Origin of the sequence: Streptomyces prunicolor NBRC 13075 (assembly GCF_000367365.1) — a bacterium.
Taxonomy (GTDB): Bacteria; Actinomycetota; Actinomycetes; order Streptomycetales; family Streptomycetaceae; genus Streptomyces; species Streptomyces prunicolor.
This window is the reverse complement of the sequence record NZ_BARF01000090.1, coordinates 20,658-35,870: the sequence shown is the minus strand read 5'-3', so window position 1 is coordinate 35,870 and position 15,213 is coordinate 20,658. Positions and strand designations below refer to the sequence as shown.

11 protein-coding genes are annotated in these 15,213 nt (G+C 69.6%); 8 read left to right on the top strand and 3 right to left on the bottom strand.

The genetic code is table 11. From position 1 onward, the window contains the following. Positions 1 to 164 precede the first annotated feature (164 nt). Positions 165 to 4,760, top strand: coding sequence for a glutamate synthase large subunit (gene gltB / locus SPR02S_RS38010; protein ID WP_078623119.1), 4,596 nt, complete (start codon positions 165 to 167; stop codon positions 4,758 to 4,760). Beyond that, complete coding sequence (locus tag SPR02S_RS38005) at positions 4,753 to 6,216, top strand: glutamate synthase subunit beta (protein ID WP_019062261.1); 1,464 nt, start codon at positions 4,753 to 4,755, stop codon at positions 6,214 to 6,216. The genes gltB and SPR02S_RS38005 overlap by 8 nt, the downstream gene beginning before the upstream one ends. Before the next feature lie 173 nt (positions 6,217 to 6,389). Here the strand turns inward: SPR02S_RS38005 and SPR02S_RS38000 are convergent, their stop codons facing one another. After that, complete coding sequence (locus SPR02S_RS38000) at positions 6,390 to 7,226, bottom strand: chitosanase (RefSeq protein WP_019062260.1); 837 nt, start codon at positions 7,224 to 7,226, stop codon at positions 6,390 to 6,392. 115 nt (positions 7,227 to 7,341) lie between these two features. Here SPR02S_RS38000 and SPR02S_RS37995 point away from each other — a divergent pair, with 115 nt between their 5' ends. From SPR02S_RS37995 to qcrB, 3 genes are read left to right on the top strand one after another with little or no spacing between them, the layout of a single operon-like run. Beyond that, the gene (locus SPR02S_RS37995) at positions 7,342 to 8,061 is read left to right on the top strand and encodes a vWA domain-containing protein (RefSeq protein WP_019062259.1); all 720 of its coding nucleotides are present in this window, start codon (positions 7,342 to 7,344) and stop codon (positions 8,059 to 8,061) included. Continuing rightward, the gene (locus SPR02S_RS37990; RefSeq protein WP_019062258.1) at positions 8,058 to 8,627 is read left to right on the top strand and encodes a HutD/Ves family protein; all 570 of its coding nucleotides are present in this window, start codon (positions 8,058 to 8,060) and stop codon (positions 8,625 to 8,627) included. The genes SPR02S_RS37995 and SPR02S_RS37990 overlap by 4 nt, the downstream gene beginning before the upstream one ends. A gap of 53 nt (positions 8,628 to 8,680) precedes the next feature. After that, positions 8,681 to 10,330, top strand: a complete 1,650-nt coding sequence (gene qcrB, locus SPR02S_RS37985) for a cytochrome bc1 complex cytochrome b subunit (RefSeq protein WP_019062257.1) — start codon at positions 8,681 to 8,683, stop codon at positions 10,328 to 10,330. Here qcrB and SPR02S_RS37980 read toward each other — a convergent pair. Both SPR02S_RS37980 and SPR02S_RS37975 read right to left on the bottom strand, forming a co-directional pair. Then, positions 10,305 to 11,288, bottom strand: coding sequence for an acyl-CoA dehydrogenase family protein (locus SPR02S_RS37980; RefSeq protein WP_019062256.1), 984 nt, complete (start codon positions 11,286 to 11,288; stop codon positions 10,305 to 10,307). The two genes, qcrB and SPR02S_RS37980, sit on opposite strands and share 26 nt — an antisense overlap. Then, positions 11,288 to 12,427: an acyl-CoA dehydrogenase family protein gene (locus SPR02S_RS37975; RefSeq protein ID WP_019062255.1), complete on the bottom strand. Its 1,140-nt coding sequence runs from the start codon at positions 12,425 to 12,427 to the stop codon at positions 11,288 to 11,290. Before SPR02S_RS37975 ends, SPR02S_RS37980 begins: the two co-directional genes overlap by 1 nt. 80 nt (positions 12,428 to 12,507) lie before the next feature. Here SPR02S_RS37975 and SPR02S_RS37970 point away from each other — a divergent pair, with 80 nt between their 5' ends. From SPR02S_RS37970 to SPR02S_RS37960, 3 genes are all read left to right on the top strand, one after another. Continuing rightward, positions 12,508 to 13,296 (top strand): SDR family oxidoreductase, encoded by a 789-nt coding sequence (locus tag SPR02S_RS37970; protein WP_019062254.1) that lies wholly within the window; start codon positions 12,508 to 12,510, stop codon positions 13,294 to 13,296. Positions 13,297 to 13,359: 63 nt separating this feature from the next. Continuing rightward, positions 13,360 to 13,971 (top strand): TetR/AcrR family transcriptional regulator, encoded by a 612-nt coding sequence (locus SPR02S_RS37965; protein ID WP_019062253.1) that lies wholly within the window; start codon positions 13,360 to 13,362, stop codon positions 13,969 to 13,971. Between the two features lie 26 nt (positions 13,972 to 13,997). Continuing rightward, positions 13,998 to 15,155 carry an acetyl-CoA C-acetyltransferase gene (locus tag SPR02S_RS37960; RefSeq protein ID WP_019062252.1) on the top strand — a complete coding sequence of 386 codons (1,158 nt, stop codon included), beginning with the start codon at positions 13,998 to 14,000 and terminating at the stop codon, positions 15,153 to 15,155. The last annotated feature ends 58 nt before the right edge of the window (positions 15,156 to 15,213 follow it).

Sequence of the window (15,213 nt, the reverse complement as noted above, 5' to 3'; positions counted from 1 at the left end):
GCGGTGCACCGCCGCGACCCCGTGGCGTCCGCATGTTGGAACGGAGTATCCGGTTCCCGAGAACCGTTCCATCATGTAACCTGCACGAAATTTTGCGCTTACCCGCAGAGGGCCAACGTCGTCCCTATGCCCATGCATATGCCACGACGACGACGGGAGAGCCGATGCGTACGCCGCGCCAGCCGTCCCAGCACACCGCGAATGGCCAGAACTGGTCCTTCATGGATGCTCGCCCTGCCGCGCAGGGTATGTACGACCCCCGCAACGAGCACGACGCCTGTGGCGTCGGCTTCGTGGCCACCCTCACCGGCGAGGCGAGCCACGCGCTGGTCGAGCAGGCGCTCACCGTGCTGCGCAACCTGGAGCACCGCGGTGCCACCGGTGCCGAGCCCGACTCCGGCGACGGCGCGGGCATCCTGTCCCAGGTGCCGGACGCCTTCTTCCGCGAGGTGGCCGGATTCGACCTCCCCGCCGCCGGTGGATACGCGGTCGGCATCGCCTTCCTGCCCGAGGACGGCGCCGACGCGATCGTCTCGCAGGTTGAGACGATCGCCGTAGAAGAAGGCCTCACGGTTCTCGGGTGGCGTGAGGTTCCGACCGCGCCCGAACTCCTTGGTGCTACGGCCCGCTCCACCATGCCGCTGTTCCGTCAGGTCTTCGTGAGCGACGGGCAGACCCAGGGCATCGACCTCGACCGCAAGGCCTTCGCGCTGCGCAAGCGCGCCGAGCGCGAGGCCGGCGTCTACTTCCCCTCGCTGTCCGCGCGGACCATCGTCTACAAGGGCATGCTCACCACCGGTCAGCTGGAGCCCTTCTTCCCGGACCTGTCCGACCGCCGCTTCGCCTCCGCGATCGCGCTCGTGCACTCCCGGTTCTCCACGAACACCTTCCCGTCGTGGCCGCTCGCCCACCCGTACCGCTTCGTCGCGCACAACGGCGAGATCAACACGGTCAAGGGCAACCGCAACTGGATGGCGGCCCGCGAGTCCCAGATCGCCTCCGACCTCTTCGGAGACCAGGAGAAGATCGACCGGATCTTCCCGATCTGCACGCCCGAGGCCTCCGACTCCGCGTCCTTCGACGAGGTGCTCGAACTGCTCCACCTCGGTGGGCGGTCGCTGCCGCACTCCGTGCTGATGATGATCCCGGAGGCGTGGGAGAACCACGACTCCATGGACCCGGCCCGCCGCGCCTTCTACCAGTTCCACGCCACGATGATGGAGCCCTGGGACGGCCCGGCCTGCGTCACCTTCACCGACGGCACCCAGGTCGGCGCGGTCCTCGACCGCAACGGCCTGCGCCCCGGCCGCTACTGGGTCACCGACGAGGGCCTCGTCGTCCTCGGCTCCGAGGTCGGCGTCCTCGACATCGACCCCGCGAAGGTCGTCCGCAAGGGCCGCCTCCAGCCCGGCCGCATGTTCCTCGTGGACACCGCCGAGCACCGCATCATCGAGGACGACGAGATCAAGGCCGGCCTCGCCGCCGAGAAGCCGTACGCCGACTGGCTCGAAGCCGGCGAGATCGAGCTGTCCGACCTGCCCGAGCGTGAGCACATCGTGCACACCCACGCCTCGGTCACCCGCCGCCAGCAGACCTTCGGCTACACCGAGGAAGAGCTGCGCGTCATCCTCGCGCCGATGGCCAAGGCCGGTGCCGAGCCCATCGGTTCGATGGGCACCGACTCGCCGATCGCCGCGCTCTCCGCCCGCCCGCGGCTGCTCTTCGACTACTTCACCCAGCTGTTCGCGCAGGTCACCAACCCGCCGCTGGACGCCATCAGGGAAGAGCTCGTGACCTCCCTGCGCTCGTCCCTCGGCCCCGCGAGCAACCTGCTGGAGCCGACGGCCGCGTCCTGTCGTAGCGTCACCCTGCCCTTCCCGGTGATCGACAACGACGAGCTGGCCAAGCTCATCCACATCAACGCCGACGGCGACATGCCCGGCATGAAGGCCGCGACCCTCTCCGGCCTGTACCGGGTCTCCGGCGGCGGCGACGCCCTCGCCGCCCGCCTCGCCGAGATCTGCACCGAGGCCGACGCCGCGATCGAGAACGGCGCCCGCCTGATCGTCCTCTCGGACCGGCACTCCGACGCCGAGCACGCGCCGATCCCCTCGCTGCTGCTCACCGCCGCCGTCCACCACCACCTCATCCGCACCAAGCAGCGCACCCAGGTGGGCCTGCTCGTGGAGGCCGGTGACGTGCGCGAGGTCCACCACGTCGCCCTGCTCATCGGCTTCGGCGCCGCGGCCGTCAACCCGTACCTGGCGATGGAGTCCGTCGAGGACCTCGTCCGCGCGGGCACCTTCCTCACCGACATCGAGGCCGAGCAGGCCATCCGCAACCTGATCTACGCGCTCGGCAAGGGCGTCCTCAAGGTCATGTCCAAGATGGGCATCTCGACGGTCGCCTCCTACCGGGGCGCCCAGGTCTTCGAAGCGGTCGGCCTGGACGAGCAGTTCGTCAACGCCTACTTCAGCGGTACGGCCACCAAGATCGGCGGCGTCGGCATCGACGTCATCGCCAAGGAGGTCGCCGCCCGGCACGCGAAGGCGTACCCGGCGAGCGGCATCGCGCCCGCGCACCGCGCCCTCGACATAGGCGGCGAGTACCAGTGGCGCCGCGAGGGCGAGCCGCACCTGTTCGACCCGGAGACGGTCTTCCGCCTCCAGCACTCGACGCGCACCAACCGCTACGACATCTTCAAGAAGTACACGGACCGCGTGAACGAGCAGTCCGAGCGGCTGATGACGTTGCGCGGGCTGTTCGGCTTCAAGTCGGACCGGCCCTCGATCTCCATCGACGAGGTCGAGCCCGTCTCCGAGATCGTCAAGCGTTTCTCCACCGGCGCCATGTCGTACGGCTCCATCTCCCTGGAGGCGCACGAGACCCTCGCCATCGCCATGAACCAGCTGGGCGGCAAGTCCAACACCGGTGAGGGCGGCGAGGACGCGGACCGGCTCTACGACCCGGCCCGGCGCAGCGCCATCAAGCAGGTCGCCTCCGGCCGCTTCGGCGTCACCTCCGAGTACCTGGTCAACGCGGACGACATCCAGATCAAGATGGCCCAGGGCGCCAAGCCCGGCGAGGGCGGCCAGCTGCCCGGCCACAAGGTCTACCCGTGGGTCGCCAAGACGCGTCACTCGACCCCCGGTGTCGGGCTCATCTCGCCGCCGCCGCACCACGACATCTACTCCATCGAGGACCTCGCCCAGCTGATCCACGACCTGAAGAACGCGAACCCGCAGGCGCGGATTCACGTGAAGCTGGTCTCGGAGGTCGGTGTCGGCACGGTCGCCGCGGGTGTGTCCAAGGCGCACGCGGACGTCGTGCTCATCTCCGGCCACGACGGCGGTACGGGCGCGTCCCCGCTGACGTCTCTCAAGCACGCCGGCGGACCTTGGGAGTTGGGGCTCGCCGAGACCCAGCAGACGCTCCTTTTGAATGGCCTGCGCGACCGGATCGTCGTTCAGACCGACGGCCAGCTGAAGACCGGCCGTGACGTCGTCATCGCCGCGCTGCTCGGCGCCGAGGAGTTCGGTTTCGCGACCGCGCCGCTCGTCGTCTCCGGCTGCGTCATGATGCGCGTCTGCCACCTCGACACCTGCCCGGTCGGCATCGCCACCCAGAACCCGGTGCTGCGCGACCGGTTCGCGGGCAAGGCCGAATACGTCGTGAACTTCTTCCAGTTCATCGCCGAAGAGGTCCGCGAGATCCTCGCCGAGCTGGGCTTCCGCACCATCGAGGAAGCCGTCGGCAAGGCCGGAACGCTCGACGTCGAGCGCGCTGTGGACCACTGGAAGGCGCAGGGCCTGGACCTCGCCCCGCTGTTCTACGTCCCCGAACTCCCGGACGGCGCCGCCCTCCACCAGGTCATCAAGCAGGACCACGGCCTGGAGAAGGCGCTCGACAACGAGCTGATCAAGCTCGCCGCCGATGCCCTCGCCGCGTCCAGCGCCACCGACGCCCAGCCGGTCCGCGCGCAGGTCGCGATCCGCAACATCAACCGCACGGTCGGCACGATGCTCGGCCACGAGGTGACGAAGAAGTTCGGCGGCGCGGGCCTGCCCGACGACACCATCGACATCACCTTCACCGGCAGCGCCGGCCAGTCCTTCGGCGCCTTCCTCCCGCGCGGTGTCACGCTGCGCCTGGAGGGCGACGCCAACGACTATGTGGGCAAGGGCCTTTCGGGCGGCCGGGTCATCGTCCGTCCCGACCGGGGCGCCGACCACCTCGCCGAGTTCTCCACCATCGCGGGCAACACCATCGCCTACGGCGCGACCGGCGGCGAGCTGTTCCTGCGCGGGCGTACCGGCGAGCGGTTCTGTGTCCGCAACTCCGGTGCCACGGTGGTCTCCGAGGGTGTGGGCGACCACGGCTGCGAGTACATGACCGGCGGCCGGGCGGTCGTCCTGGGCGAGACCGGCCGCAACTTCGCGGCGGGCATGTCCGGCGGCATCGCCTACGTCATCGACCTGAACCCCGACAACGTGAACGTCGGAAACGCGGGCGCCGTCCACGAGTTGGACGAGGACGACAAGCAGTGGCTGCACGACGTGGTGCGCCGGCACGCCGAGGAGACCGCTTCCACGGTCGCCGAGAAGCTGCTCGCCGAATGGACCGTGTCCGTGGAGCGCTTCAGCAAGATCATCCCCAGCGCCTACAAGGCAGTGCTCGCCGCCAAGGACGCCGCTGAGCAAGCGGGTCTCTCCGAGACCGAGATCACCGAGAAGATGATGGAGGCGGCGATCAATGGCTGACCCGAAGGGCTTTCTGAACCACGGGCGCGAGGTCGCCAAGTCCCGCCCCGTGGACGTCCGTCTGAAGGACTGGAACGAGGTCTACGTCCCCGGTTCGCTGCTGCCGATCATCGGCAAGCAGGCCGGCCGGTGCATGGACTGCGGCATCCCGTTCTGCCACAACGGCTGTCCGCTGGGGAACCTCATCCCCGAGTGGAACGACTACGCCTACCGCGAGGACTGGACGGCCGCGTCGGAGCGTCTGCACGCGACGAACAACTTCCCTGAATTCACCGGGCGGTTGTGCCCCGCGCCGTGCGAGGCGGCCTGTGTGCTGGGCATCAACCAGCCGCCGGTCACCATCAAGAACGTCGAGGTCTCCATCATCGACAAGGCGTGGGAGACGGGCGATGTCGCCCCGCAGGCCCCCGAGCGCCTCTCCGGCAAGACCGTCGCGGTCATCGGCTCGGGCCCGGCGGGCCTTGCCGCCGCCCAGCAGCTCACGCGGGCCGGCCACACCGTCGCCGTCTACGAGCGCGCGGACCGCATCGGCGGCCTTCTCCGGTACGGCATCCCCGAGTTCAAGATGGAGAAGCGGCACATCAACCGCCGTATCGAGCAGATGCGCGCGGAGGGCACCCGCTTCCGCACCGGCATCGAGATCGGCATCGACCTCAAGGCCACCGACCTGCGCAAGCGCTACGACGCGGTCGTCATCGCCGCCGGCTCCACCACCGCGCGTGATCTCCCCGTCCCCGGACGGGAGTTGACCGGCGTCTACCAGGCGATGGAGTACCTGCCCCTGTCCAACAAGGTCCAGGAAGGCGACTACGTCACCGCCCCGATCTCGGCCGAGGGCAAGCACGTCGTCGTCATCGGCGGCGGCGACACCGGCGCGGACTGTGTCGGTACGGCACACCGCCAAGGGGCCGCCTCCGTCACGCAGTTGGAGATCATGCCCCGGCCGGGCGACGAGCGGAACGCGGTCGCGCAGCCCTGGCCGACCTTCCCGATGCTCTACAAGGTGACCTCCGCGCACGAGGAGGGCGGTGAGCGGGTCTACTCCGTCAACACCACCCACTTCGAGGGCGACGAGGACGGCAACGTCCAGTGGCTGCACCTCGTCGAGGTCGAGTTCGTCGAGGGCAAGCTGACCCAGAAGCCGGGCACCGAGCGCAGGATCCCGGCCCAACTGGTCACGCTGGCCATGGGGTTCACCGGCCCCGACCGCCAGAACGGCCTCATCGACCAGTTCGCCCTGGGCCTCGACGAGCGCGGCAACATCGCCCGCGACGCCGACTTCCAGACCAACGTCCCCGGCGTGTTCGTCGCCGGTGACGCGGGCCGCGGCCAGTCCCTCATCGTGTGGGCGATCGCGGAGGGCCGCTCGGCCGCGCGCGGCGTCGACCGCTTCCTGACCGGCGCGAGCGAACTGCCGGCGCCGATCCGGCCGACGGACCGGGCGTTGATGGTCTGACGGTTCATGGTCCGACGGTTCGCCGTCTGACGGTTCATCAAAAGACGTCCCGTACAAAGGCGTACGGGCGGGTCATCTGAGGGGAGACCCTCAGACCCCCCGACGGCGCTTGCCTTGTCCCCGACCGGACCCGGCAGGCGCCGCCGCATGTTCGGGCCCAACTCCCGCCCCCCCTACGGCACCTTGTACGTCTCCCCGTACACCTTCCACACCAACGGCGTCCGCAGCTCCAGGTTCCCCTCCTTCAGGAACTTCCGCTGGGCCGTGTCGATGCGGGAGGTGTCGATGCCGGGATGCTCGGCCCGCATCGTGGCGCGCCGGACGTCGAGGAAGGCGCTCAAGTAGGCCTTCTCGGAGCCGCCTTCGGCCGGGGTCTTGGCCTGCCGCATCGCGCGCTCCCGGATGCCGTAGAAGCCGTCCGTGCCCGGGCCGTGGAAGACGATCGCGTCGTAGTAGATGAACTGGCCGAGCAGGCCCAGGCCGTCGCGCTTGGCGGTGCTGACCGCCGGGTCGAAGTAGATGCGGTCGCGCTCCGCGTCCTGCGCCGCCTGGAAGGCCGGGACCTTCGCCTCGGTGCGCCAGGCGGCCGGGAAGCCGGGGTCCAGGCCCGCGTGGGAGGCCGTGCCGTCGACCTTGCGCAGGGCGGGGAGGTAGCGGGCGAGGCCGTTGTCGGGGTGGGCCGCGGTGTAGTGCTCGACCAGGACGAGCAGGTCGTGGGTGCCGGTGCAGAAGCCGATGATGCCCGCGGTGTAGCCCTGTCCGTCACCGATGTCCTGGACGTAGGCGTACGCGCTGTGCCAGTCGAGGGTGGAGTTCTCGGCGCTGGCGACGAGCTTCTGCGCGAGGTTCTTCATGGTCGGCGCAGCCAGTCCCTCGGGTGCTCTCCGCTGCGACGCGGCCGACGGGGGCCCGGGCCGCGGGTCGTCATGGGCGGTGGGAGAGGAGCCGTAGGCCGTCGCTGCGAGGACGACGGGTACGGCGGCGAGGATCAGGACGCCGACGCGTTTCATGGGCTCCAGCGTAGGGGCGGTTACGTCCGTTATTCCGGGCTTGGGAGGACATTGCTCTCGTGGCACCGTCGTGGCGTAATCTCTGCCTTTTCGCCTTGATCCGAAGGGAGCCCCTGTGGCCGCGATCTCGCTCAGCAAGGTCGAGGAGACCGCACCCGCGCTGGTCAGCCTGTACAAGAGCGCCGGGGTCTCGCTGCGCAAGCACGGGCTGGACGGGCAGCGGGCGGCCGTCTATCTCGTGGTCGACTATTCGGGGTCCATGAGGCCGTATTACAAGAACGGCAGTGTGCAGGCGCTCGCGGACCGGGTGCTCGGGCTGTCGGCGCACCTGGACGACGACGGGACTGTGCCGGTCGTCTTCTTCTCGACGGACATCGACGCCGTCACGGACATCGCCCTGGACGACCACCAGGGGCGGATCGAGCGGATCGTCTCCGGGCTCGGGCACATGGGGCAGACCAGCTACCACCTGGCCATGGATGCCGTCATCGACCACTACCTCGACAGTGGCGCGAAGGACCCGGCCTTCGTCGTCTTCCAGACCGACGGCGGCCCCAGCAACAAGGCCGCCGCGGAACGGTACTTGTGCAAGGCGGCGAGGCTTCCGCTGTTCTGGCAGTTCGTCGGATTCGGCAAGGCGCGGAGTAAGCAGTTCGAATTCCTGCGCAGGCTGGACGAGTTGGCGGTGCCGCAGAAGCGGGTGATCGACAACGCAGGCTTCTTCCCGGCCGGTTCGGATCCCCGGAAGATGTCCGACGACGAGCTGTACGACCGGCTGATGGGCGAGTTCCCGCAGTGGCTCGCGGCCGCCCAGGAGCGGGGGATCGTCCAGTGATCCAGTTCCTGCCCGCCTCGGCGCGAACTGCCGTGCCCTGGAAGAACGGTGGCGGTGTGACGCGGGAGATCGCCGCCTGGCCCGAGGGGGCGGGCATGGACGACTTCGCGTGGCGGGTGAGCCTGGCCGAGGTCGGCGCGGACGGGCCGTTCTCGGCCTTCCCGGACGTCGACCGGACCCTCACCGTCGTCGAGGGCGCGGGCATGGATCTGACGGTGGGTGGCGAACGGTGGCTGGTCAACACTCGTTACGAACCACGGGACTTCAGGGGTGACGTACCGACCGACTGCAGGTTGCTGGACGGTCCTGTCGTCAACCTCAACGTCATGTGGCGCCGGGGCGCGGTCTCTACGGCTGTTGTTCCTACGGTGGCTGTCGTGCGGGGGCGGTTGCGGCTGGGCGGGGGTGCTCTGGTCGTGGCGCTCGACGGGGCTGCCGAAGTGGCCGGGTTGACCCTCGGGCCTTACGACGCCGTGCAGTTGGGCGCCGAGGACGCGGTGCTGCACGCCCGGGGTCGTACCGCCGCGATCGGGCTGTCATTGCCTGCTGACGCACCGTTGGCTTAGCCCGGACCTCGTGGCACCCTGTGGGGTGATCCGACGGGGAGGGCGGCCAGCGTATGGACGGCACACGATCGGTGAACGGAGCGGTGGGCACCGGACGGCCGAGCGAGGCCGGCAAAGGGGAGAAGCTCGCCGACTGGGCGGACGGGCGGCTCGGGCTGTACGCGCTCGCCAAGTCCAATATGCGCAAGGTCTTCCCGGACCACTGGTCGTTCATGCTGGGGGAGATCTGCCTCTACAGCTTCCTCATCCTGATCCTCACCGGCATCTATCTCACCCTGTTCTTCGAGCCCAGCGGCGTCGAGGTCATCTACCACGGTTCGTACGCGCCGTTGAACGGCATCCCGATGACCCGGGCCTTCGAGTCCACGCTCGACATCAGCTTCGACGTGCGCGGCGGGCTGCTGATCCGGCAGATCCACCACTGGGCCGCCGTCGTCTTCATCGCCGGCATGCTCATCCACATGATGCGGGTGTTCTTCACCGGCGCGTTCCGCAAGCCGCGCGAGCTCAACTGGGTGTTCGGCTGGACCCTGTTGTTCCTCGGCATCCTCACCGGACTGACCGGCTACTCGCTCCCCGACGACCTGCTGTCCGGCACCGGCATCCGCTTCGCGGACGGCGCGATGCTGTCCGTGCCGATCGTCGGCACGTACATGTCGATGTTCCTGTTCGGCGGGGAGTTCCCGGGGCACGACATCATCTCGCGGCTCTTCCCGATCCATGTCCTGCTGCTGCCGGGGATCATGCTGGGCCTGGTGGTCGCGCACCTGATCCTGGTCTTCTACCACAAGCACACGCAGTACCCCGGCGCCGGACGGAACCAGAAGAGCGTGGTCGGCATGCCCTTCCTGCCCGTCTACATGGCCAAGGCCGGCGGCTTCTTCTTCCTCGTCTTCGGCGTCCTCGCGATCATGGGCGGGATCGCCAGCATCAACCCCGTATGGGCCTTCGGACCGTACCGGCCGGACCTGGTGACGACCGGCGCCCAGCCCGACTGGTACCTCGGCTTCTCCGAGGGACTGATCCGGGTGATGCCGGGATGGGAGATCAACGCCTGGGGCCACACACTGGAGTTGGGCGTCTTCATCCCCTTCACGCTCTTCCCGCTGATCCTCGCCGCCATCGGCGCCTACCCGTTCATCGAGGCCTGGATCACCGGCGACAAACGCGAACACCACATCCTGGACCGGCCACGCAACATGCCTGTGCGCACCGGACTCGGAGTGGCCTGGCTCAGCCTGTACGCGGTGCTGCTGATCGGCGGCGGCAACGACGTCGTGGCCATGCATCTGAACCTATCGATCAACGCGATCACCTGGTTCGTACGGGTCTCCTTCTTCCTCATGCCGGTCGCCGCGTTCCTGATCACCAAACGCGTCTGCCTGGGGCTCCAACGCCGGGACAAGGACAAGGTGTTGCACGGCCGCGAGTCCGGCCTCATCAAAATGCTGCCGCACGGCGAGTACGTCGAGGTCCATGAACCCCTCGCCCCCGGCGAGCGGTTCAGGCTCACCCAGCACGAACAGGAACCGCCGTACGCGATCGGCCCGCTCGTCGACGCGAACGGCGTAGAGCGGCAGGTCAAGGGCGGGCAGCGGGTACGGGCCCGGCTCGCCAAGGCGATGTTCGGATCCGAGGCCCGCATCCCGAAGCCGACGACGGAGGAGTACAAGGAACTCACGAGCGGCGACCATCAGCACTGACGTCACCGGGAACGCTGAGTACGGCCGCCCTGCATGCGTCCGGGCTGCCCCAACTCGTGCGCAGAGCACGGGCCTTGGTCAGCCACAGCGACAGGTCGTACTCGGCGGTGTAACCGATCGCGCCGTGGAGTTGAAGAGCCGTGCGGGCGGTCCGGTACGCCGCCTCGCACGCCATGACCTTGGCCGCGGCCACGTCCGCCTCCGTCATGGTGAGCGCGGCGCCGAAGACCATCGGCCGCGCGAACTCCAACGCGATCTTCGCATCGGCCAGTTGATGCTTGACCGCCTGGAACGAGCCGATGGGGACACCGAATTGGGTGCGCTGCTTGACGTAGGTGACCGTCCTGTCGAGCAGCGCGAGTCCGACGCCGAGGGCCTGAGCGGCGGTGGCGAGACGCGCCCAGGTGAGGGCATGGACCAAGGGCGGGTCCGGGGTGAGGAGTTCACCGCCGGGGAGGAGGTGGGTGAGTCGGCGTGCTGGGTCCAGAGATGTGCGCACCGGCCCGTGCCCAGGGGCCATCCGCAGTCCGTTCCCGTCCCCGTCCCAGCTCAGGCGCGTCGTCGCCACGTCACCGTCCAGTGCGTACGATCCCGTCGGCGCCGCCGTGGCCATCACCTCGCCCGAGGCCAGCGCGGGCAACAGGCGCTTGGCCGAGCCGGGTTCGGTCAACAGCGCGGCCGCCATGACCGTCTCCACGAGCGGCCCCGGAACCGCGTGCCGCCCCAACTCCACGAACGCCACGGCGAGTTCGACCGGCCGGGGTCCCAACCCTTCGTACGCCTCGGGCACCGCCAGCGCGAACACCCCGGCTTCAGCGATACGGCGCCACAGCGCCCGCCCGCTCGCATGCTCGCCGCGGCTCCAGGACCGTACGACCGACGGAGTGTCCGCCGCCGTCAGCATCGCGTTCAACGAGTCGGCGAACGCCCGCTGTTCGGGGTCGAGGAGGAAGCGCATCAGCGGCGGCCCTTCGGCAGGCCGAGCAGGCGCTCGGCGATGATGTCGCGCTGGATCTCGTTCGTACCGGCGTAGATGGGGCCCGCGAGAGAGAAGACATAGCCCTCGGCCCAGTCCGTGTCCGCCAACTCGCCCTCCTCGCCGAGCAGTTCGAGTGCCGTCTCGTGCAGCGCGATGTCGTACTCGGACCAGAAGATCTTGTTCAGGCTGGACTCCGGGCCGATGGACTCGCCGTCCAGGAAACGGGAGGCGTTGGCGTAGGTGAAGAGCTGGTAGGCGCGGGCGCCGATCACGGCGTCGGCCACCCGGTCCCTGGTCGTGGGTGAACTTCCTTGCGCCTGCCAGAGGTTGAGCAGGCGGTCGGCGGCGGCGAGGAAGCGGCCGGGGGAGCGGAGGGTGAGTCCGCGTTCGTTGCCCGCGGTCGACATGGCGACCCGCCAGCCCTGGCCCGGCTCGCCGATCACGTCGTCGTCGGGGACGAACACCTCGTCCAGGAACAGCTCCGCGAACGCCGGTTTGCCGTCCAGGCGGCCGATCGGGCGGACCGTGACGCCGGGTGCGCGCAGGTCGAACATCAGGTAGGTCAGGCCCTGTTGGGGCTTCGGGGTGTTCGGCTCGCTGCGGAACAGGCCGAACGCGCGGTCCGCGAAGGCCGCCCGCGACGACCATGTCTTCTGGCCGCTCAGCAGCCAGCCTCCGCCCGTGCGCACCGCGCGCGAGGTGAGCGAGGCCAGGTCGGATCCCGCCTCCGGCTCCGACCACGCCTGCGCCCACACCACCTCGCCGGTCGCCATCGGGGGCAGCACGCGCGCGCGTTGCTCGCGCGTGCCGTGGTCGAAGAGGGTCGGGGCCAGCAGGTTGATGCCGTTCTGGCCGACCCGGCCCGGTGCGCCCGCCGCGTAGTACTCCTCCTCGAAGACCAGCCACCGCACGAGGTCCACGCCCCGGCCGCCGTACTCCTCCGGCCAGGACACCACCGACCAACGGTCCGCGGCGAGTTGGGCCTCCCAGGCGCGGTGCGCGGCGAAGCCCGCCTCGGTCTCCAGGGAGGGGAGGGGCGCGGCCGGTACGTGTGCGTGCAGCCAGGAGCGGGCCTCGGCGCGGAACGCCTCCTGGGCGGGAGTGAAGTCGAGGTCCATCGGCGGGAGTCCTTCCCCAAGAGCCTTTGAGTCTTCGGCAGTTCTTCCCTAACAAGTGTTTGGTAGGTTAGCGTGGGCCCATGACAGGCGTCGAGAGTCCGGCATACGTCCCCGGGCACGGGCTGCTGAAGGGACGCACCGCCGTCGTCACCGCCGCCGCCGGCGCGGGGATCGGCGGGGCCACCGCACGCCGCTTCCTCCAGGAGGGTGCGCGCGTGCTGATCAGCGACGCGCACGCGCGACGGCTGAAGGAGTACGAGGCCGAGTTGGCCGGGGAGTTCGGGTCGGAGTCGGTCGCCGCGCTGCCGTGCGATGTCACCGACGAGGCGCAGGTGCAGGGGTTGTTCGACGCGGCCGTCGCCGCGCACGGGCGGCTGGACGTCGTCGTCAACAACGCGGGCCTGGGCGGGACTTCGGACCTCGTCGACATGACCGACGAGCAGTGGTCGAAGGTGCTGGACGTGACATTGAACGGCACGTTCCGGTGCACCCGGGCCGCCCTGCGCGCGATGCGCGAGAGCGGCGGCGGGGTGATCGTCAACAACGCCTCCGTCGTCGGCTGGCGTGCCCAGGCCGGGCAGGCGCACTACGCGGCGGCCAAGGCGGGCGTGATGGCGCTGACCCGGTGCGCGGCGATCGAGGCCGCCGAGTACGGGGTGCGGGTGAACGCGGTCTCGCCGAGCCTCGCCATGCACCCGCACCTGGTGAAGGTCACGACGCCCGAGCTGCTCGCCGAACTCACCGCGCGCGAGGCCTTCGGGCGGTACGCGGAGCCCTGGGAGGTGGCCAACGTGATCGTGTTCCTGGCCTCGGACTACTCGTCCTACATGACCGGCGAGGTCGTCTCCGTGAGCAGCCAGCATGCTTAGCGGCGGGAGGGCGTGGGCGAGGGGCCGCACGGGAAGCCGGGGCCGGGGCACGACAATGGGTCCGTGCCGACCAAGAAGAAACCCCCGGTGACCGCCGCTCCGGCCCGCCGTCGTGAACTCCTCGACACGGCGGCCGAGGTCTTCGCCGAGCAGGGGTACAACGCCACCACCGTACGGAAGATCGCCGACCACGCGGGCATGCTCGCGGGCAGCCTCTACTACCACTTCGACTCCAAGGAATCGATGCTGGAGGAGATCCTGCGGACCTTCCTCGACGAGCTGTGGGGCGGCTACGACACCGTCCTGGACGCCGAGTTGAGCCCGCGCGAGACGCTGGAGGCCCTGGTCACCGAGTCGTTCCGGGAGATCGACCGGCATCGTGCCGCCGTCGCGATCTACCAGAAGGAGAGCAAGCACCTGGTCGCGCAGGAGCGGTTCGCGTTCCTCGCCGAGTCGCAGCGCAAGTTCGAGAAGGCGTGGCTGTCCACGCTGGAGCGCGGGGTCGCCGCCCAGGTCTTCCGCGCCGACCTCGACGTCCGGCTCACCTATCGGTTCGTCCGCGACACGGTGTGGGTCGCCGCGTCCTGGTACCGGCCGGGTGGACAGCACAGCGCGGAGGAGATCGCGCGGCAGTACCTGTCGATGGTGCTGGACGGGATCGCCGTACGCACATAACTCACGTGTCTGTATGGGGAGTTGACATGGCCGAGGCCTATATCGTCGAAGCGGTCCGTACGCCCGTCGGGCGGCGCGGGGGAGGGCTGAGCGGGGTGCATCCGGCCGACCTCGGGGCGCATGTGCTCAAGGAGTTGGTCGCGCGCTCGGGGATCGATCCCGCCGCCGTGGAGGACGTCGTCTTCGGATGCCTGGACGCGGTCGGGCCGCAGGCCGGGGACATCGCGCGGACCGCCTGGCTGGCGGCCGGGCTCCCCGAGGAGGTGCCGGGCGTGACGGTGGACCGGCAGTGCGGGTCCTCGCAGCAGGCCGTGCACTTCGCGGCGCAGGGCGTCCTGTCCGGCACCCAGGACCTCGTCGTCGCGGGCGGCGTCCAGAACATGTCCCTCATCCCCATCGCCTTCGCCTCCCGCCAGGCCGCCCTGCCGCTGGGACTCACGGACGGTCCTTTCGCGGGCAGCGAGGGCTGGCGCGCGCGGTACGGGACGCGGCCCGTCAACCAGTTCGCCGGGGCCGAGATGATCGCCGCGAAGTGGGGGATCAGCAGGCAGGACCAGGAGGAGTTCGCCCTCCGCTCGCACCGGCGTGCCCTGCGCGCGATCGACGAGGGCCGCTTCGAACGGGAGACGGTGGCCTACGGCGCGGTCGCGGTCGACGAGGGCCCGCGCCGGGACACCTCGCTGGAGAAGATGGCCGGCCTGAAACCGGTCGTCGACGGCGGCACCATCACCGCCGCCTGCTCCTCCCAGGTCTCCGACGGCGCGGCGGCGATGCTGCTCGCCTCGGAACGGGCGGTGCGGGAGCACGGGTTGACGCCCCGCGCCCGCGTCCACCACCTCTCCGTCCGGGGCGAGGATCCGATCCGCATGCTCTCGGCACCCATCCCGGCCACCGCCCACGCGTTGAAGAAGACCGGCCTGTCCATCGACGCGATCGACCTCGTCGAGATCAACGAGGCCTTCGCACCCGTCGTCCTCGCCTGGCTGAAGGAGACGGGCGCCGACCCGGAGAAGGTCAACGTCAACGGCGGCGCGATCGCCCTCGGCCATCCCCTCGGCGCGACCGGCGTCAAGCTCATGACCACCCTCCTGCACGAACTGGAGCGCACCGGCGGCCGGTTCGGCCTCCAGACCATGTGCGAGGGCGGCGGCCAGGCCAACGTGACGATCATCGAACGGCTCTGACCGACCCGGGCCACGCCCTAGCTGCCTGCGCCCCCGGGGGCCCTCCCCCTCCTGTTGT